Genomic DNA, 19690 nt, shown 5'->3' with positions numbered 1-19690 from the left:
AGGAGAGACTTGAACTCTCACACCTTGCGGCGCCAGAACCTAAATCTGGTGCGTCTACCAATTTCGCCACTTCCGCACATTGTATTTCGCTTCCTGAGGAAGAGAAATGGTGGCTACGACGGGATTCGAACCTGTGACCCCATCATTATGAGTGATGTGCTCTAACCAGCTGAGCTACGTAGCCATTTTGTTGTTTTCCAAGCCGTCTGCCTATCTGGCCGCCGTCTCGGGAACGGGGCGCATTATGCTCATACCAGCCAAAAGCGTCAACAGTTTTTTTGATTATCTTGAAAAAACCCGCTTGTTCGTTGGTTATTTGGACGAACTGGGCGTTTGCCGTGCTAAACAACTGCTTTTATGCGTTTTAGCCCGTCTGAAAGCGATAAAACAACATTGGCCATGTAAAACAATATTGCCATACCGAGCGAAGCGAAGGCTAGTACGCCGACAAAAAAGAAAACCAGCGCTAAGGCTGGCTTTCTGAGAGGTTAAAAAAGCGTTGAGCTTAATTACACATTGAAACGGAAGTGGACAACATCACCGTCTTTAACGATGTAGTCTTTACCTTCCAGACGCCACTTGCCTGCTTCTTTCGCGCCGCTTTCACCGTTGAACTCGATAAAGTTGTCGTAACCGACCACTTCTGCACGGATAAAGCCTTTTTCGAAGTCGGTGTGGATCTTACCTGCTGCTTGAGGTGCGGTTGCACCAACAGGGATTGTCCATGCACGCACTTCCTTCACACCCGCTGTGAAGTAAGTTTGTAGTTCCAATAGCTCGTAACCCGAGCGGATCACACGGTTTAGGCCCGGTTCTTCGATACCCATGTCAGACAGGAACTCTTCACGGTCAGCATCGTCAAGCTCTGCAATTTCAGATTCGATAGCGGCACATACAGCAACCACAACCGCATTTTCTTTCTCTGCAAGCTCGCGCACCATATCTAGGTATTCGTTATCTTCGAAACCGTCTTCGCTTACGTTGGCAATGTACATGGTTGGCTTAAGCGTCAGGAAGTTCAGGTAGCTGATTGCAGCAAACTCTTCTTTGCTTAGCTCGATTGAGCGTGCCATACCACCTTCGGTTAGGGTTGGCAGCATTTTTTCCAGTACAGCGATTTCGAATTTGGCATCTTTATCACCGCCTTTGGCGCGCTTGGCCTGGCGTTGGATTGCACGCTCACAGGTATCAAGATCCGACAGAGCAAGCTCTAGGTTGATCACTTCGATATCGTCGATCGGGTTGATCTTACCTGCGACGTGAATGATGTTGTCATTTTCGAAGCAACGAACAACGTGGCCGATTGCATCCGTTTCGCGGATGTTGGCCAGGAATTTGTTACCCAGGCCTTCACCTTTGGATGCACCAGCAACTAGGCCGGCGATATCAACGAATTCCATCGTTGTCGGCAGGATGCGCTCAGGGTTAACGATAGCTGCCAGGGCATCAAGACGCAGATCCGGCACCGGCACAACGCCTGTGTTTGGTTCGATAGTACAGAACGGGAAGTTCGCTGCCTCGATCCCTGCTTTTGTCAGGGCGTTGAAAAGAGTGGACTTACCTACGTTAGGCAGGCCGACGATTCCGCATTTAAAACCCATGGTGTGAAACCCTTTTGGTAGTTGTTCGGTAAAACAGTCCGGCAGACTTGCTGCCGAAAAATAAATTCAGTATTGACTACAGTATCCGGCTTATACAGCTTTGAATGAATGTAGTCGATTTTGGGCCTTGTTTAAGCCATCTTTGAGCAAAATATCCATACAGCGTACCGCTTCATCAACGGCGGCATCGATATTTTCCTGCTCTTTAGCTGGTGCCTTGCCAAGAACAAAACCCGCGACCTTGTTCTTATCACCTGGGTGGCCGATACCCACACGTAGGCGGTAAAAATCTTTGTTGTTACCCATTTTGCTGATGATGTCACGCAAGCCGTTATGGCCACCGTGACCACCACCTTTCTTGAACTTGGCCACACCCGGTGGGAGATCAAGCTCATCGTGGGCAACCAGGATTTCTTCTGGTTTTATTTGGAAAAACTTCGCCAGAGCAGCAACCGATTTACCCGAGAGGTTCATGTAGGTCGACGGGATCAACAAGCGAAGATCCTGCCCATTGGTCTGGATCCGGGCTGTTTGGCCAAAATACTTGGCTTCTTCTCGTAGGCTGACATTGTGTACACGGGCCAGCTCTTCTACGATCCAGGCACCGGCATTGTGACGGGTCCTGGCATATTCGGCTCCGGGGTTTGCTAGGCCAACAAGTAAGCGAATATTGTTACTCACACTGATCTCTCAAGTCTAGGGGCTGTAAAATCGCGCGCCATATTATATCAAATTAGGCAAAATTGATATCTTAACGAAAAACGCCCCGCACAAGGCGAGGCGTTGGATCTCTTTGGCGGTCCAGAATTAGTGCTGGAACATCGCTGAGATTGACTCTTCGTTGCTGATGCGACGGATTGCTTCAGCAAGCATACCTGATAGCGTCAGAACCGATACACGGCCAGTGTCAACGATTTCCTGAGTCAAAGGAATTGAGTCAGTTACGATCACTTCGTCAATCACAGACTCACGAATGTTCTGTGGCGCGCTGCCAGAGAAGACAGGGTGCGTTGCGTAAGCGAATACGCGCTTAGCACCACGATCTTTTAGGGCTTCAGCTGCTTTACACAGTGTACCGCCAGTATCGATCATGTCATCAACGATGATGCAGTCGCGGCCTTCAACGTCACCGATCAGGTGCATTACCTGAGAAACGTTAGCGCGTGGACGACGCTTGTCGATGATAGCGATATCTGTGTCGTCAAGTAGCTTCGCGATAGCGCGGGCACGGACAACACCACCGATATCTGGAGAAACAACAACTGGATCTTCCAGGTTCTTCGCCAGAATGTCTTCTAGTAGTACAGGGCTACCGAACACGTTATCTACAGGAACATCGAAGAAGCCCTGGATTTGCTCAGCGTGTAGGTCAACAGTCAGAACGCGGTCAACACCCACGTTAGACAGGAAGTCGGCAACGACTTTAGCCGTGATTGGCACACGGGCAGAACGGACGCGGCGGTCTTGGCGAGCATAACCGAAGTAAGGGATTACAGCGGTGATACGGCCTGCAGAAGCACGGCGTAGCGCATCGATCATAACAACCAGTTCCATTAGGTTGTCATTGGTTGGCGCACAAGTAGATTGAATGATAAATACGTCGCTACCACGAACGTTTTCATTAATCTGAACACAGACTTCACCGTCGGAAAAACGGTTAACTGTTGCGTCTCCTAGAGAAATGTAAAGACGATCAGCAATGCGTTGGGCTAGTTCTGGTGTCGCGTTACCAGCAAACAGCTTCATATCAGGCACGGTGGAAACCTCAGGTTGCGTCCAAGTTGTAGTTACTGACAATCCATAGAATGTGCGTTCAAGGCTGTCAAAAGGGGAGATGTGTTGACACCTTTTGCGACAAATCCTTGGAGCCAGTCAGGTAAATTTTTCAGGGCTGCAGTGGCCGCTTCGGGAGTGCTAAATTCAGCAAACACGCAAGCGCCAGTGCCGGTCAATCTCGACGGCGCGTATTCTAACAGCCACGAAAGCGCCTTATCAACCTCAGGGTGCAGTGATCTGACGATTTTTTCGCAATCGTTTTCGTAAACCCCTGCTAACAGTGCATTTAAAGACCGTTTTTTACTGTCCCTTTTTAGCCCGGGGTGGGTGAAAATATCAACTGTAGCAATATTTACCTCTGGTTTGACAACCAGATACCACATTTCTTTCGGTTCTGCCGGTTGCAATTCTTCGCCCACACCCTCAGCAAAAGCACTCAGGCCTCGGACAAATACTGGGACATCGGCTCCCAATGTCAAGCCGAGTTTGGCCAGTTCGTCAATGCTTAGGTTGGTTTGCCATAAGTAATTGAGAGCGACCAGGGTGGTAGCAGCATCGGAGGAGCCGCCGCCGAGGCCACCGCCCATCGGTAAAATTTTGTCGATATGGATGTCGGCCCCAGCCTGGATCCCTGCCCGTTGGCGCAGTGCATCCGCGGCACGGTAGATCAGGTTATCCTCGGTTTTCACACCATCAATTGCCGGAGATAGGGTGATTTCATTGCCGTCCTTGGCAGTAATGGTCAAGGTATCGCTATGATCGAGAAACTGGAACAGGGTCTGCAGTTCATGGTAGCCATCCGCGCGGCGGCCGGTGATATAGAGAAATAAGTTCAGCTTGGCCGGTGCCGGCCATTGGGTGGTGCGGGTGATCATAGCGTACTCTAGTTAATGGACCATTGATGGATAATAAGGGTAATGCTCGCGCCAGTCGTGCTCAAGACCATACGCTTGGGCAGTGCCGGGCTGACAGAGTAGTCGTACTCGTTGTAGTCGAGTTGCCACAGTTTACCGTCAACACGCTTAGCCAGGTAGCCAACGCGATTTTCATCATTGAGTTGGTAGGTATCGGCTGCAGTCGGTAAGCCGATGAGCCAGTCGCGCATCTGCTCAATCGGCAAGTTAATACCTGTCAGGCTGGAAACCAGCTCACTGGCATTGGTACCCTGATGGGTTTTTCCTGAATTGTCGACTAAGGTCACGCGACTTGGAGTAGCATCAAGTTTTAACAGGGTCGAACCCAAGAAGTTCGTCAGTAATAGGTGGTCTTGTGCCGGCGCGGTTTCCCAAACCAAATTGGCGCCGAAACGCTGCTTACCTTTGTAGCCGAGCTTTCCTTTAGCCTGATAGCTGGAGAGTGCCTGAAGAGCCTGTTCATGGTTATCCCAGTCGGTTTGGCTTGTCTGCGGTGCTTGGGTGGCACAGCCAGCCAGTAGTGACAGAATAAGGGCTAACCATGGTGCTTTACGGGGAATGCGGGCAAAAGGATGTCGGGCATGTCGCAATAATGACATCATCGTTATCACTTTTTTATTGAGTATTGTTGGCAAACAATAGCGGTTAAAACTTAATATTTCCAACTCCTTCTCTCGGAAAAAGGCAGGTGGCTATCACTCTTTTTTCCTATCCTTTGAATAATTGAATGCTAATTTATGTGGGTTATTGCCATGTAGATTCGATATGCGTTCTTTAATTAAGCGGGGGCATCAAGTAAAATCCGCCCTTAAATCATATTTCATCGGCGAAGTGGTACACCGTCTCCATGACATTGCTTGCACTAGGAATAAACCATAAAACAGCCTCGGTAGACTTGCGTGAGCGGGTTGCGTTTTCGCCTGAAAAGATGAAACAGGCCTTGAACCAGCTGGGAAACCATCCAGAGGTCCATAGTGGGGTGATTGTCTCAACTTGCAACCGTACAGAGCTATATTGTGATGTGACGCAGCAAGGCCCCGGGCTTATGATTGATTGGTTGAGTAAGTTTCACCAGATCAATACCGAAGAGCTGATGACAAGCCTGTACTTTCATGAGGAGCAGGCCGCTGTCCGGCATTTGATGCGGGTATCTTGCGGGCTCGATTCGCTGGTATTGGGCGAACCTCAGATCCTCGGCCAGGTTAAACAGTCTTATTCTGATTCCCGAGAAAGCCAAGTTATTCAGGGGATGCTGGAAAAACTGTTTCATAAAACGTTCACCGTGGCAAAGCGGGTTCGTACTGAAACTGATATTGGCGGCAACGCGGTATCGGTGGCTTTTGCTGCCTGTACACTGGCGAAACAGATTTTCGAATCGCTTGAAGAGGCCACCGTGTTGTTGGTCGGTGCGGGCGAGACGATTGAGCTTGTTTCCCGACATTTAGTCGAACAAGGCTGCAACCGCTTGATAGTAGCCAACCGAACCAAGGAGCGGGCAGAAAACCTTGCGCGCGAATTCGGTGCTGAGGTGATCAGTTTGCCGGAGATCCCAGAGCACTTACACCGGGCTGATATCGTGATTAGCTCAACGGCCAGTCCGCTGCCGATCATTGGTAAGGGGATGGTCGAGAAAGCCATCAAGGCTCGCCGTCATCAACCTATGCTGTTGGTGGATATTGCTGTTCCCCGCGATATTGAGCAAGAAGTGGGTGAGCTTAGCGACGCATACCTTTACTCGGTTGATGATTTGCACAGTATTGTTGAGAAAAACCGTGAACAGCGTAAAGTGGCGGCCATACAGGCTGAAGCAATCGTCAGTGAAGAAAGCGCGGCGTTCATGAGTTGGATCCGTTCGCTCGAAGCGGTTGACAGTATTCGCCAGTACCGTTGTCAGGCCGAAGAGCTCAAGTCAGATCTGCTAACTCGCAGTTTGCAGGCACTGTCCAATGGCGGGGACCCTGAGAAAGTGTTGGTGGAATTCAGTAACAAGTTGACCAACAAACTTATCCACGCGCCTACCCGTGCTATGCAGCAGGCGGCCAAAGAGGGTGAGCCAGAAAAGCTGGCCGTGATCCGTGAAACGCTCGGTTTAGATATCGGCAAGAATTAATTCGGGCAGGGAACCTTCCCTGCCTTTAATGGAATACAGTAGAAATCTATATGAAACCTTCAATTTTAGTGAAATTAGAAACGCTGGTTGAGCGTTATGAAGAAGTCCAGCACTTACTCAGTGATCCAGAGGTCATTGGTAACCAGGACAAGTTCCGTGCGCTTTCCCGTGAATATTCACAGCTGGAGGAAGTCACCAAGTGCTTCCAGGCTTACCAGCAAGCCAAAGAAGATTTGGAAACTGCTGAAGAGATGGCCAACGAAGACGATCCTGAAATGCGTGAAATGGCGCAAGAGGAAGTCAAGGAAGCTAAAGCGGTGATCATCCGCCTTGAAGACGAACTTCAAGTTCTACTGATCCCTAAAGATCCAAACGATGAACGTAACTGTTTTGTTGAAATCCGTGCCGGTGCTGGTGGTGATGAGGCTGGTATCTTCGCCGGTGATCTATTCCGTATGTACAGCAAATTCGCTGAATCACGCGGCTGGCGCATCGAAGTGATGAGTGCCAACGCTTCTGAGCAAGGTGGTTACAAGGAAATGATCGCTAAAATCAGTGGCGAAGCCGTATACGGTACGATGAAGTTTGAATCAGGTGGTCACCGTGTTCAGCGTGTACCTGCGACTGAATCTCAGGGCCGTGTTCATACTTCAGCTTGTACGGTTGCGGTACTGCCGGAAATTCCTGAGGCGGAAATCCCTGAAATCAATACCGGCGATTTGAAAATCGATACCTTCCGTGCTTCTGGTGCTGGTGGTCAGCACGTTAACACCACCGATTCCGCGATCCGTATTACTCACTTGCCAACCGGTATTGTTGTTGAGTGCCAGGATGAGCGTTCCCAGCACAAGAACAAAGCCAAGGCGATGTCAGTGCTGGCGGCCCGCATCATCAAGGCTGAGGAAGAGAAGCGCCATGCTGAAGAAGCGAGCACCCGCCGTAACCTGCTAGGCTCGGGCGATCGCTCTGACCGTATCCGTACCTACAACTACCCGCAGGGGCGTGTATCTGACCACCGTATCAACCTGACTATCTACCGCCTGAACGAAGTGATGGAAGGGGACATGAACAGCCTGATTCAGCCGGTACTGCAAGAGCATCAGGCCGATCAGCTAGCCGCAATGGCTGAGCAAAACTAATGACCGTGTCGATAGACGCCCAGCTCAAGCTGGCGGTGAAGACATTGATGGACGCGGGCTGTGACAGCCCGCATATCGATGCCGCCGTATTGCTGTGCCATGTGCTTGATAAGCCACGCAGCTATTTGCTGACTTGGCCTGAAAAAGAATTAGACGCCGCCCAGCTGGCAGCGTTTGAGGCTGTCATGGCCAGACGCCAGATCGGGGAGCCGGTCGCCTATATTGTCGGTGAACGTGAATTCTGGTCATTGCCATTGAAAGTCGCACCCCATACCTTGATCCCGCGCCCGGATACCGAAAGGTTGGTTGAGTTGGCACTGGAGAAGCTGCCAACGAGCGCTTGTGATGTGCTGGACTTAGGAACGGGAACCGGTGCCATTGCTTTAGCGCTGGCCTCAGAGCGGCGTGACATTGCGGTTACAGGTATTGACCTGCGGCCGGAAGCGGCAGCACTGGCCGAAGAAAACCGCGTCAACCTGCACATTACCAACGCCCGCTTTCTTTCAGGCAGCTGGTATAGCCCGCTGACAGAGCAAGAGCGCTTCTCTGTCATAGTCAGTAATCCGCCATACATTGACGGAGCAGACCCGCACCTTGAGCAGGGTGATGTCCGCTTTGAGCCCAAGAGTGCCTTGGTGGCAGAGGATCATGGCTTGGCTGATATCCAAGTGATCAGTGAGCAGGGGCGCCAACATCTTAAAAGAGGTGGTTGGTTACTGATGGAGCACGGTTACGAGCAAGGTGTGGCGGTACGTGAAATTTTAGAGGCGCTGGGGTACCAGCAGGTATCCACAGCACAGGACTATGCAGGCCTGGATCGTGTAACCATGGGCTGCTGGCAAGGATAGAGAGATAATAACTTATGTATACCGCTGTTAAACATCTACATATGCTGGCTATCGCCTTGAGTGTGACATTGTTTATTTTGCGTTACTGCTTGATGATGGCCAACTCGACCCTGAGCGATAAAAAGTTCATTAAAATTACCCCACATGTTGTTGATACGGTGTTGTTGCTGACCGGGGTAACGTTGATTTTCATTACCGGTTTCGTGCCGTTTACCGAAGCTGGTGGCTGGATGACGCAAAAGATTAGTTGCGTCTTGGCCTATATTGCACTTGGCTACTTCACCCTGAAGGTGGGGTCGAACAAGGTCTTTAAGACCTTTGCTTTTTTCGGCTCGCTGGGCTGGGTAATGGCAGCCGCTCAGATTGCAATGACCAAAACCTCTTTCCTAGGATAACCATGTTACGCTTTACCGAACAAGAACTGGAGCAGATGCCGCTGGTGGATGGCGCGGTTGCGATGACAGAAGCGGTGGATCCGCATTTCCCCGCAGGCTGGGTCAATATCCAGTTGGCACGCCTTGCCCAGGAGGCAGAGCATGCCTTGATGGATGAGCCGGACAGCTACTTACGTCTTGAAGGCTTGTTACGATTGTTTTACCGCGAGTGGGGCTTTATTGGCGATCACGAGCAGTATTTTTCATCAGAGAACGTGTTTCTCGACAAGGTGCTCGAGCGTAAGAAAGGGATCCCGGTTACCTTGGGTGCCCTATTCCTATTCCTGGCGCATCGTCTGGACTTGCCGGTAAGTGCTGTGGGTTTTCCGACCCAGTTTATCCTGAAGGTCGAGTGGTACGGCAGCGAACCTCAGTACATTAACCCGTTTGATGGTGAGTACCTGAGCAAGCATATGATGGCTGCTTGGCTGAAAGGGCACAAGGGGCCCTTTAGCGAGTTGCGTAGTGAACACTTCGTCACGGCCGGTAATGGCGATATTTTGGCTCGCTGGCTAACCGTGATGAAAAGTGCCCTGCTGCGCGAGGGGCTGTTTGCCGAAGCGCTGCGCTGCAGTGATGTGGCTATTGGCGCTTTCCGTCCGGGAGACCCGCACGAAATCCGAGATCGCGGCTATATTTACCAGCAGCTGGAATGCAGCCATGCGGCAGTGTCGGATTACGAATATTTTATCGAGCAATGCCCTGAAGACCCAGCTGCTGAGCTGTTGAAAATTCAGGTTAAAGAACTCAACAAAGAGCCGCTGACCCTGCATTGATCCTTGCAGGCATAGGTTCAAAAATTAAGAGAGAAGATGATGGAACAGAAAGTTGTTCGCGTTGGCGATATTGATGTTGCCAATGATAAGCCGTTTGTCCTATTCGGCGGTATGAACGTATTGGAATCACGTGATTTAGCGATGCAGATCTGTGAAAAGTACGTTGAAGTGACAGACAAGCTAGGCATTCCTTATGTCTTCAAGGCTTCTTTCGACAAGGCAAACCGTTCTTCTGTGCATTCATACCGTGGTCCGGGTATGGAAGAAGGATTGAAGATCTTCCAAGAGCTGAAAGACACCTTTGGCGTGAAAATCATTACTGATATCCACGAGCAGTACCAGGCCCAGCCTGTTGCCGAAGTGGTTGACGTGATCCAACTTCCTGCCTTCTTAGCACGCCAGACTGACCTGGTTCAGGTGATGGCTAAGACTGGCGCTGTGATCAACGTGAAGAAGCCTCAGTTTATGAGTCCTGGTCAAGTGGGAAATATCGTTGAAAAATTCGCCGAGTGCGACAACGAAAATATCATCCTGTGTGAGCGTGGTGTGCTGCACGGTTATGACAACCTAGTGGTTGATATGCTAGGTTTTGACGTGATGAAGAAGGCTTCTAAAGGTAGCCCAATTATCTTTGACGTCACTCACGCCCTGCAGTGTCGCGATCCAAACGGTGCAGCCTCAGGTGGTCGTCGTGAGCAGACGGTTGATTTGGCTCGTTCTGGTTTGGCGACTAAGATTGCAGGCCTGTTCATGGAAGCGCACCCGACGCCGGATCAAGCGCGTTGCGATGGCCCGTCAGCGTTCCCGCTGGATAAGCTTGAGCCGTTATTGAGTCAGCTGAAGCAGCTTGATGACCTGGTGAAAGGCTTCGAAGAGATTGAAATTAAATAAGGCTTAGCGGCTTTATTTATAAAAAAGGCGATACCTAGGTATCGCCTTTTTTGTTGCTGTTGGCTTGTCGCTTACAGCTTGAAGCGGCTGATTTCCTGCTGGAGTTGGAAGGATAGCTCCGACAGCTCTGCGGCTTGCTTGGCGGCCTCGTTGGCTTCTACTGCTAGCTCGTTGGAGACATCGCGGATCCCTTCGGTATTACGGGTAATTTCCGATGTCACAGATGATTGCTCTTCTGCCGCCGAGGCAATTTGAGTCGCCATATCATTGATGTTGGTAACGGCGCTGTTGATCTGCGACAGGCTAGCTGATGCGGAGTTGGCATCATCAACACTGGTCTCAGCCAGTTTGCGGCTGTCTTCCATGATCCCAACCGCTTTACCTGTGGTCTGCTGCAGGGTTTCGATCATCTGCTGGATTTCCTGTGTCGACGCATGTGTACGCTGACTCAGTACTCGTACTTCATCGGCAACCACGGCAAAGCCTCGCCCCTGCTCGCCGGCGCGGGCAGCCTCGATGGCGGCATTCAGTGCCAGCAGGTTGGTTTGCTCGGCAATCCCCTGAATGGTCGACAAAATAGTGTTGATGCTCTGGGCATGAGTATTCAGCTCGCTGATCACGCCGGTAGCCGTATCGACCTCGGTTGCAAGGCTGGTAATGGAGTGCTGGCTCTGACCCACTTGGGTCGCACCATGATCAGACACATTCACCGTTTCACCTGCGGTGCGTGCCGTGTTGTCGGCGTTACCGGCAATTTCCTGCGTCGCTGCGGCCATTTCATTGATGGCTGTGGCCACCATATTGATTTCATCCTGTTGATGCTGGATGCGGGTGCTGCGCTCTTCTGCTTGCGAGGCGGTAATGTGTGCCTGCTGGGTCAGCGAGTTCGACACATCGTTAAGCTTGCAGACCATGGCATGCATGTTGCCGACGAAGCGGTTGAAGTTATGGGCAAGTTGACCTACCTCATCATCGCTGCGCGGCTCTAGGCGTTGGGTTAAGTCGCCTTCACCCGTCGCAATTTCAGCAAGTGCATCAGATACTCGCGCCAAGTCGCGGAATAGGTAGCCGACGAGGGTGGCGGTTATCGCAACGACTATCAGGGTGATCACTATGGCTGTGATAATAAGCTGGCGAAGCAGGGTTGTCTGGTTGGCTTGTTCCGTAGCGCGATCCATCTCTAGGCCCAGCACCCAGTCGGTACCCGGAACAGGTGCAAAGTAGAATAGTTTCTCTTCACCTTTAATGGTCGCGATTTCAATGCGGCCGTTACGGGCTGCATCGTCAATAAGCGCCATGTTCAGCTCGCTGCTGAAACGGTTGATAGGCTGGAGGATAAAAGACTCATCAGGATGGGCAAGAAAGGTGTTGTCTTGTTTGTTGATCAGCATGGCGTAGGCATTTTTACCGACATCCAAGTTGATCACATCACTTACCAGCTGGTCGATTAGTACATCGGCACCGACGACGCCCTGAAGACTACCGTTTTTTCGTACCGGTTCGGCAATGGTGATCAGCAACGCATTAGTAATGGCATCACGGTATGCGGTAGTCACAATTTGGCGGTTGGCACTGACCGCATCGCCATACCATGGGCGGGTACGGGGATCGTAGTCAGCACGGTTACGCTCTGGGTGGGAGCGGAACATCTCTCCGGCCGGTGTGCCAAAGAAGATATCATCGAATCCGCCAGCTTTTCGGGCTAGCTGGAGATACGGCACCATGTTTTCTTCGGAGCTGTAATCATTGAACGAACTGGCAATATCACGGCGGATTTGTACCCAATCGCCAATTCCTTCATTAGCTGCATGGGCGATACTCTCGGCACGGGCGTAAATGCCCTGACGGGTCTGGTCAAAAAGTTGGTCGGCAGCAAGCCAAGTAAGTGCTGTTGCCATAATCACAACAGCAAAAAGGCTGGCGCCGATGAATTTCTGTTTCAAGGTTAGTGTCATTGTATTTATCTCAATAACAGAGGGTGGGTAGGGGTCTGCGTGGCGGATTCTATAGCGATTTATTGCCTGTTGCACGGAAAAGTAGCTTTGGTCGAAAATTTTTCAAATTGATGATTTATTGTGACTTATGGTTGACGAATACACCTAACAAGGCGTCAATAAATTGTCGATTTATCGGTAGGTGATATGTGTGTTGTCACAGTAATACCTGATGAGTTTACTATTCTGTTATTGGTGGTTTTTTTGGATGTTTAGACGTCTAGATGTTGACGCGGCCATTAACAACACTTAGTCTAAGCGCAATTTCTAAAATAGATGTCCTGTAGCCATCATGTCGAATACAACACAACATAACTCTAGTGAGCCAACTCCTTCAGCGTTGGCATTACTCCCTCTTGGGATCTTCTTGGCCTTGTTCATCGGTGTCGGTACGTATCTGACATTACAAGGTGTGGATTTTGCCTTCTACCAACTGCCAGCGCCGGTAGCTGCGTTACCTGCTGTTATGGTGGCTATCTTGTTGAGTAAGGAAAAGCTTAACAAGGCGATTGAGCAGTTCCTACGCGGGGTAGGCCATAGCGATATTATTGCTATGTGCATGATTTACCTTCTTGCTGGTGCGTTTGCTTCTGTCGCTAAAGCAACGGGCGGCGTGGACGCAACGGTAAACCTTGGCCTTTCAATGCTGCCAGCCAGCATGATTCTGCCGGGAATTTTTGTGATTTCAGCCTTTATCGCGACGGCAATGGGGACCTCTATGGGGACAATTGCTGCTGTTGCACCTGTTGCTTTGGGTATCGCACAAACGGCGGGTATGGATGTCGCCCTGACGGCTGGTGTGGTACTGAGCGGTGCAATGTTCGGTGACAACCTGTCGATTATTTCGGATACCACGATTGCCTCAACCCGTTCGCAGGGCTGTCAGATGAAAGACAAGTTCCGTGAGAACATCCGTATTGCACTGCCAGCCGCTATCGCTGCCATTCTACTGTTCATGTTCAGCAGTACGCCGACTGACTTACCTGCGACAACTGACATTGAGTGGCTGAAAGTGCTGCCGTATATCACCATCTTGGTTTTGGCGGTGTCGGGCTTGAACGTCTTTGTCGTACTGAGTATCGGTATTTTGCTCGCGGGTGGTATTGGCCTGTTTGGTACCCCGGACTACAGCCTGTCGACTTACGGTCAGGACATCTATGCTGGTTTCGGCAACATGCAAGAGATCTTCCTGCTATCGATGCTTATTGGTGGTATGGGTGAGCTGATGCGCCGCCAGGGTGGCTTGGCTTACCTGACTCAGCTGATCAGCAAAGTGATCCGTGTCTTTAGCAAGCAGCATTCGCAAGCCCAGAACCTGCGTGCCAGCGAAATGGGTATTGCTGGTTTGGTCGGTTTGACCAACTGCTGTACCGCGAACAATACCGTGGCGATTATTGTCTCTGGTGGGGTAGCGCGCGAGTTGGCAGAAGAGAATGGTGTGACGCCTCGCCGCTCGGCAAGCTTGCTAGATATTTTCTCGTGTGTGGTACAGGGTGTTTTGCCGTATGGCGCACAGGCGCTATTGCTGGGATCGGTATTTGGTCTGTCACCGCTAGAAGTTGTCAGTCACTCTTACTACTGTTTCTTCCTTGCTTTTGCAGCGATCACGGCGATCTTTATCAAGCATCCGACGCGCAAGACTGCAGTTGCTTGATGGTCGATCAGCTAGGTTAGGAAAACCAGAAATGATATCAGAAGCCTCACACCAGTGAGGCTTTTTTTTGCTTGTTATTTCGGCGTTATAAAATTGCGGTGTTCGTATAGTGATCTGGTCAACAGATTGATGAAAACCACACAACAGCGTGCAGCAAATAACTTAAACTGACGCTGTCAAATCAATCATATAATGAGATTAAGGTGACCCCCCATGAAGGAACGCTTTTTCACCAAGGCAGCGCTAACGGCTGCGATTCTGGCCTCACTGACAGGCTGTGCGAGTCAATCTGAAACAACCGTGCCATCTTGGCAGGCTGATCAAACGTACAAGATCACCATTCTCCATACCAACGATCACCATGGTCGTTTTTGGCAGAACTCTTACGGTGAGTACGGTATGGCGGCACGTAAGACACTCTTGGATCAGATCCGTGCAGAAGTGGCGGCTGAAGGTGGTACCACCCTGTTGCTTTCTGGGGGCGACATTAACACTGGTGTGCCTGAATCAGATTTGCAAGATGCCGAGCCGGATTTCAAAGGTATGAATATGCTGGGTTACGATGCGATGGCACTGGGTAACCATGAATTCGATAACCCACTGGAAGTACTGCGCAAACAGGAAGAGTGGGCTGAGTTTCCGATGCTGTCTGCCAACATTTACGGCAAGGAAACCGGCGAGCGCCTGTTCCAGCCTTACCAGATCTTCGAACAGCAAGGTATTAAGATCGCGGTTGTAGGGCTGACAACCGAAGATACCGCCAAAATCGGTAACCCGGAATATATCGGTGGTGTGGATTTCCGCGACCCTAAAGCGGAAGCGCAGAAGGTAATCGAAGAGCTGAAGGAAACCGAGAATCCGGATGTGATCATTGCGGCGACCCATATGGGCCACTACGCCAATGGTAACAATGGCATTAACGCGCCGGGTGATGTTGCGCTTGCGCGTTACCTGCCAGCCGGTGAGCTGGATATGATTGTTGGCGGCCACTCCCAAGAGCCTGTGTGCATGGAAGGCCCTAACATGTACAACAAGAACTTCAATCCGGGTGATGAGTGTCAGCCGGATCAACAAAATGGTACGTGGATTGTCCAGGCTCATGAGTGGGGCAAATATGTCGGTCGTGCTGATTTTGAGTTCCAGAATGGCGAGCTACAGATGGTTAGCTACGACTTGATCCCGGTTAACCTGAAGAAGAAAGTGAAGTTGGCTGATGGATCCAAACAGCGTGTCTTTATTCAGGATGAGATTGCCCAGGATACTGAAGTAAAAGCGTTCCTGCAGCCATTCCAGGAGCGTGGCCAAGATCAGCTCAATATCAAGATCGCCGAATCCAACGGTAAACTTGAAGGCGACCGTAATGTGGTTCGTTTCCAGCAGACTAATTTAGGACGTTTGATTGCGGCTTCTCACATGCAGCGCGCTAAGGCGGACTTTGCCGTGATGAACTCTGGCGGTGTGCGTGACTCGATTGCCGCTGGCGACATCACCTATAAGGATGTGCTGACTGTTCAGCCGTTCGGCAACATTGTTACCTATACCGACATGTTGGGTAGCGAAGTGATGGACTACCTTAACGTAGTCGCCACTAAGCCGGTTGACTCAGGCGCCTATGCCCAGTTCTACGGTATTTCAATGAAGGTTGCCAATGGCAAGGTCAGCAACGTGTCGATCGGTGGTAAACCGCTGAGCCTGACTGAAACATACCGTTTCACGGTGCCGAGTTTCAATGCGGCGGGCGGTGATGGTTATCCTAAGCTGACCGATCACTTAGGCTATGTAAACACCGGTTTTGTGGATGCAGAAGTCCTGAAGGAATTCCTACAGACCAATAGTCCTATTGACGTGAATGCTTTCGCGGACAAGGGTGAGATGGTTTACCGCTAACGCTTACGGTCAATTGTTTAGATAGAACGAAGCCCTGTTAATGCAGGGCTTTTTTGTTTGGATTTCCCCCTGAAGCGCTCCCTTTTTTCTTTTTGCATCAATCGCATTGGTCTATAGTGGCTATCTGTTATTGGAATCGGAGTGGTTATGACCCCTGCTATTAACCTTGCCAAGAAAAAGAAAATCCCTCATACCATCCATCAGTATAAGCACGATCCGACCAACACCAATTTTGGTCTGGAAGCGGCAGAGGTATTGGGACAGGATCCGAATCAAGTTTTCAAAACTTTGCTGTTCTCTCTTAATGGCGACCCAAAAAAGTTGGCGGTTGCGATTGTGCCGGTGGCTGGGTTGCTCGATCTGAAAGCGGCCGCAAAGGCGGCTGGTGTTAAGAAGGCAGACATGGCCGATCCCCAAATAGCGGAAAAGACCACTGGATATATTGTCGGCGGGATCAGTCCGCTGGGGCAAAAAAAACGTCTGCCGACCTTTCTTGATACCTCGGCCCAGCAGTTCGAGACTATTTGCGTCAGTGCCGGACGGCGGGGGCTGGAAATCGAGTTGGCACCCAGTGATTTGCTGGCTCTGACGGGCGGACAGTTTGCCCCGCTGGCAAAACTATAATAGGGCCAAGATACAACACTTCAATAATGAAAGGTTGGCAATGCAGAACGTGAATTTGAACTTGCTGCGAACCCTGCAGGTACTGCTGGAAGAGTCTCATGTCAGTCGTACGGCTGAGCGCCTATGCGTGACCCAGTCAGCTGTTAGTCGCCAGCTGACTCAGCTACGTGAGTTGTTCGGTGACCCTTTGCTGATAAGAGAGGGCAACCGCTTGTTGCCTACACCCAAGGCGCTGCAATTAAAGGGCAAGGTCGATAAAATCTTGGCCAGTTGCCAAGGGCTACTTGAAGAACCTGCATTCTCACCGCAGTACTGGAATGGGCCAATGATCTTGGCCTCCTCTGATTATGTGGCTCAATATATCCTGCCAGAGATTGTCGAGCGGGTTCAGGTGCAGGCCCCGCGGGTCAATATCAGTTACCGGTTATGGTCGCCTGAATATTTGTCTAATTTGGCTGAGTTGGATATCCAGTTGGTATCGACCATGCTGCCGAAAATCCCTGAAGGGCTGTGCGGAGCCCGTATTGGCTCGGATTTTCCAGTATGCGTGATGCGTGGGCAACATCCTCTGGCCAATGAACCAGAGCTGTCATTGGTACATCTTGCTGGCTACCCGCATATGCGGGTGTCGGCGGGTGGGGATAAAGATAGCTTTGTCGAGCGGGAGCTCAAAGCACGGGGGCTGCATCGAGATGTTCAGTTTTCTGTTCCTTTCTTCAGTGCTGCCTTTCAAACCTTAGTACGCACCGATATGTTAATGGTGTTGCCCGAGCACATAGCCCGCAATATGCAGGCTTGGTTTGAAATTACTTATAAACCCCTGCCTATCCCGAAACCAGAACATAGCTATTGGCTGATCTGGCATCCTCGCTATGAAAATGACCCTGCCCACCGCTGGTTCCGTGAGCAAGTACTTATGGTGATGAAAAGCTCGATGTATTCGATTTAGGTGGGGGTTTATACGGTTATGATTTCAAATCATAGCCATGATGATTTCTTTTGATTTCCAAGCATGACCTTCACTTAGATATATTACAGACAGAAATCAGCCCTAATGGATAGGAAATAACAATGACACTCAGTATTTGGCTTTCGTTACTCATGGTATGCATGCTAGGCGCAATGTCGCCGGGACCAAGCTTGGCTGTTGTTGCCAAGCACAGTTTGGCAGGTGGTCGCCTACATGGGGTCGTGACGTCCTGGGCACATGCTGCAGGCGTTGGGGTTTATGCACTGGTAACCTTGTTGGGTCTAGCAGTTGTACTCAAGCAGTCACCGATGCTGTTTAGTGTTATCACTTATGCGGGGGCAGGTTACTTAGCTTACCTTGGGGTAAATGCTTTGCGCTCTAAAGGTGGAGTCGCAGCGAAATTGGCTGCGGGTCAATCAACGAGCCTAGTGGAAGCTGCCCGTGATGGTGCGATGATTTCACTGCTTAATCCTAAGCTTGCTCTGTTTTTCCTAGCGTTGTTCAGCCAGTTTGTTGCCGTTGGAACAGAGCTCAGCAGCCGCGCGATTATTGTTGCAACACCACTGCTGGTGGATGGCTTGTGGTACACGCTTATTGCCTTTGTATTATCGAACCCTAAGGTGCTGGAAAAACTGCGCACCAAAGCGCAGATGATCGACCGGCTATCAGGTATCGTGCTGATCCTGCTGGCGATGCGGGTTGTTGTTCAGGCTTAGTGCTTTAATATCCAGACTGGTATTCGAATGATAAAAAGGAGCTTCGGCTCCTTTTTTAGTTGGAGGATGTGTACCCTGGGTTTAACTTTGTCGCTTGCTATGACGCTCACGGTTTTCCTGCTTGCGCTCAGCGCTTTTTTTCAGCATGACATAGAGTGCACCGTTACCACCATGCTGGCGCAAGGCTGAGTGGAAACACATCACATCAGATATTTGTTCCAGCCAAGTGGCCACATAACTTTTCATCAGTGCTGGTGGGTTGGATTTCTCTCCTTTACCGTGAACAATCATCACAGTACGGATATCCATTCTTTGGCACTGGCGAAGAAAGTTGAGTACTTCATCACGCGCTTCTTTTAGGGTCTTGCGATGTAGATCCAGTCGGGCATTGATATCGTATTTACCCAGACGAAGCTTACGGAATACGCCTTCTTGAACACCATCACGTTTAAACGCCAACATATCGTCAGGCTTGACCATTTTTGCGTAGTCTAAAGAAAGGTATTCAGGATCGCTGTCAGACAAGGTCTGTGCCGCAAGACGCCTTGCGAGGTGGGCTTCGGTGACTTGGTGCTTGTGGGCGACTTCGACTTTGTCCTGCTTGATAGGAGCGACATCAGCCATCATCTCTCGGAAGAGATCTAATTCATCGTTTTTAGACATGGTGTTCGTGGGTTGAAGGCATATAACTCGATTATATACCCAGCGACTTCTATACCCAAGTGACTTCAGTTGCTAAGGATTGCAATATGTTACAGGTGAGGGGGGGGGAGAAATACGGATAGAAGAAAATAAATCCAGGGCCAAAACCGACAAGTTGGACCCTGGCGCAAGCAGATGACATTGCGAAATGGCTCTAGTGAGGAGAAGGTGCAGACAGTACCTTGTAAACAAAGTAACCGCCAAAAAAGAGCATTAATCCCAGCGTGATAAAGATAACGATCATTGACGACAGGCCGACGGCATTGCCAAAGAGGAGATCTAACCAAAAATCCATGTGTAATCCTTTAGGTCACGGGATAGTGGTCATAAGATAAACAATGCAGCGAAAATGTTGTGATGATCTGGATCAATGGTTTACAGGTTGTGTTAAGTTTGTGTTGGTGGGTGTGGTTGCGATCACTTTTTCGCCAGGATTGGTAGTTCTGTGAGCAGTTGGTAGTGGTTTTTTTTAAAAATGTGCTTTTCTACTTGCGTAAAATCTTTTGCTGAGTAATATAAGCCACCTCAGCAACGAAGCTGATTCAAGTAGAGAGTTTACAAGACTTTTTATTTGTACTTGTCGGTGAATAGCGCAGCTTGGTAGCGCATCTGGTTTGGGACCAGAGGGTCGGGGGTTCGAATCCCTCTTCACCG

At 50.3% G+C, this 19690-nt stretch carries 19 protein-coding genes and 2 tRNA genes; 12 read left to right on the top strand and 9 right to left on the bottom strand.

All coding sequences use genetic code 11. From position 1 onward, the window contains the following. Positions 1 to 107 precede the first annotated feature (107 nt). From ACVA53_RS23940 to lolB, 6 genes are all read right to left on the bottom strand, one after another. A tRNA-Met gene (locus ACVA53_RS23940) sits at positions 108 to 184 on the bottom strand. Between the two features lie 325 nt (positions 185 to 509). Further along, complete coding sequence (gene ychF, locus ACVA53_RS23935; RefSeq protein ID WP_255040958.1) at positions 510 to 1601, bottom strand: redox-regulated ATPase YchF; 1092 nt, start codon at positions 1599 to 1601, stop codon at positions 510 to 512. A 90-nt stretch (positions 1602 to 1691) separates the two neighbouring features. Further along, on the bottom strand, positions 1692 to 2282 hold the full coding sequence (pth, locus tag ACVA53_RS23930; protein WP_107350369.1) for an aminoacyl-tRNA hydrolase: 591 nt from the start codon (positions 2280 to 2282) through the stop codon (positions 1692 to 1694). A gap of 126 nt (positions 2283 to 2408) precedes the next feature. After that, positions 2409 to 3356: a ribose-phosphate pyrophosphokinase gene (locus ACVA53_RS23925; RefSeq protein ID WP_255040959.1), complete on the bottom strand. Its 948-nt coding sequence runs from the start codon at positions 3354 to 3356 to the stop codon at positions 2409 to 2411. Between the two features lie 32 nt (positions 3357 to 3388). Beyond that, a complete protein-coding gene (ispE, locus tag ACVA53_RS23920) occupies positions 3389 to 4252 on the bottom strand; it encodes a 4-(cytidine 5'-diphospho)-2-C-methyl-D-erythritol kinase (protein ID WP_255040960.1) in 864 nt (287 codons plus the stop codon). Between the two features lie 8 nt (positions 4253 to 4260). Next, a complete protein-coding gene (gene lolB, locus ACVA53_RS23915; protein ID WP_255040961.1) occupies positions 4261 to 4893 on the bottom strand; it encodes a lipoprotein insertase outer membrane protein LolB in 633 nt (210 codons plus the stop codon). A gap of 245 nt (positions 4894 to 5138) precedes the next feature. Between lolB and hemA the strand changes: the two genes are divergently transcribed. From hemA to kdsA, 6 genes are read left to right on the top strand one after another with little or no spacing between them, the layout of a single operon-like run. Beyond that, positions 5139 to 6401, top strand: coding sequence for a glutamyl-tRNA reductase (hemA, locus tag ACVA53_RS23910; protein ID WP_255040962.1), 1263 nt, complete (start codon positions 5139 to 5141; stop codon positions 6399 to 6401). A gap of 50 nt (positions 6402 to 6451) precedes the next feature. Continuing rightward, the gene (gene prfA, locus ACVA53_RS23905; RefSeq protein ID WP_255040963.1) at positions 6452 to 7540 is read left to right on the top strand and encodes a peptide chain release factor 1; all 1089 of its coding nucleotides are present in this window, start codon (positions 6452 to 6454) and stop codon (positions 7538 to 7540) included. Then, positions 7540 to 8388 carry a peptide chain release factor N(5)-glutamine methyltransferase gene (gene prmC / locus ACVA53_RS23900; RefSeq protein ID WP_255040964.1) on the top strand — a complete coding sequence of 283 codons (849 nt, stop codon included), beginning with the start codon at positions 7540 to 7542 and terminating at the stop codon, positions 8386 to 8388. The genes prfA and prmC overlap by 1 nt, the downstream gene beginning before the upstream one ends. A 14-nt stretch (positions 8389 to 8402) precedes the next feature. Then, complete coding sequence (locus tag ACVA53_RS23895) at positions 8403 to 8783, top strand: SirB2 family protein (protein ID WP_255040965.1); 381 nt, start codon at positions 8403 to 8405, stop codon at positions 8781 to 8783. 2 nt (positions 8784 to 8785) lie between these two features. Next, on the top strand, positions 8786 to 9598 hold the full coding sequence (locus ACVA53_RS23890) for a SirB1 family protein (RefSeq protein ID WP_255040966.1): 813 nt from the start codon (positions 8786 to 8788) through the stop codon (positions 9596 to 9598). Positions 9599 to 9634: 36 nt separating this feature from the next. Beyond that, entirely contained in the window at positions 9635 to 10489 is an 855-nt protein-coding gene (gene kdsA, locus ACVA53_RS23885) for a 3-deoxy-8-phosphooctulonate synthase (RefSeq protein WP_446506498.1), read from the top strand. Positions 10490 to 10560: 71 nt separating this feature from the next. On the opposite strand, the gene ACVA53_RS23880 is transcribed toward kdsA, so the two are convergent. After that, entirely contained in the window at positions 10561 to 12444 is a 1884-nt protein-coding gene (locus ACVA53_RS23880; RefSeq protein WP_446506497.1) for a methyl-accepting chemotaxis protein, read from the bottom strand. A 331-nt stretch (positions 12445 to 12775) separates the two neighbouring features. Between ACVA53_RS23880 and ACVA53_RS23875 the strand changes: the two genes are divergently transcribed. From ACVA53_RS23875 to ACVA53_RS23855, 5 genes are all read left to right on the top strand, one after another. Beyond that, positions 12776 to 14137 (top strand): Na+/H+ antiporter NhaC family protein, encoded by a 1362-nt coding sequence (locus ACVA53_RS23875; RefSeq protein ID WP_446506496.1) that lies wholly within the window; start codon positions 12776 to 12778, stop codon positions 14135 to 14137. Between the two features lie 213 nt (positions 14138 to 14350). Continuing rightward, entirely contained in the window at positions 14351 to 16024 is a 1674-nt protein-coding gene (gene ushA / locus ACVA53_RS23870) for a bifunctional UDP-sugar hydrolase/5'-nucleotidase UshA (RefSeq protein ID WP_446506495.1), read from the top strand. A gap of 147 nt (positions 16025 to 16171) precedes the next feature. Further along, positions 16172 to 16648, top strand: coding sequence for a Cys-tRNA(Pro) deacylase (gene ybaK, locus ACVA53_RS23865; protein WP_446506494.1), 477 nt, complete (start codon positions 16172 to 16174; stop codon positions 16646 to 16648). 40 nt (positions 16649 to 16688) lie between these two features. Next, the gene (locus ACVA53_RS23860; protein ID WP_446506493.1) at positions 16689 to 17597 is read left to right on the top strand and encodes a LysR family transcriptional regulator; all 909 of its coding nucleotides are present in this window, start codon (positions 16689 to 16691) and stop codon (positions 17595 to 17597) included. A 122-nt stretch (positions 17598 to 17719) separates the two neighbouring features. After that, positions 17720 to 18334 (top strand): LysE family translocator, encoded by a 615-nt coding sequence (locus ACVA53_RS23855; RefSeq protein WP_446506492.1) that lies wholly within the window; start codon positions 17720 to 17722, stop codon positions 18332 to 18334. An 81-nt stretch (positions 18335 to 18415) separates the two neighbouring features. On the opposite strand, the gene smrA is transcribed toward ACVA53_RS23855, so the two are convergent. Together smrA and ACVA53_RS23845 are read right to left on the bottom strand one after the other, a co-directional pair. After that, complete coding sequence (gene smrA / locus ACVA53_RS23850; RefSeq protein WP_255040974.1) at positions 18416 to 18997, bottom strand: DNA endonuclease SmrA; 582 nt, start codon at positions 18995 to 18997, stop codon at positions 18416 to 18418. 193 nt (positions 18998 to 19190) lie between these two features. Continuing rightward, positions 19191 to 19331 carry a DUF3149 domain-containing protein gene (locus ACVA53_RS23845; RefSeq protein ID WP_006232775.1) on the bottom strand — a complete coding sequence of 47 codons (141 nt, stop codon included), beginning with the start codon at positions 19329 to 19331 and terminating at the stop codon, positions 19191 to 19193. 286 nt (positions 19332 to 19617) lie between these two features. Here ACVA53_RS23845 and ACVA53_RS23840 point away from each other — a divergent pair. Next, positions 19618 to 19690 (top strand) — tRNA-Pro (locus tag ACVA53_RS23840).

Source organism: Photobacterium sp. DNB23_23_1, assembly GCF_052873815.1.
This window is presented reverse-complemented; position numbering and strand designations above follow the sequence as displayed.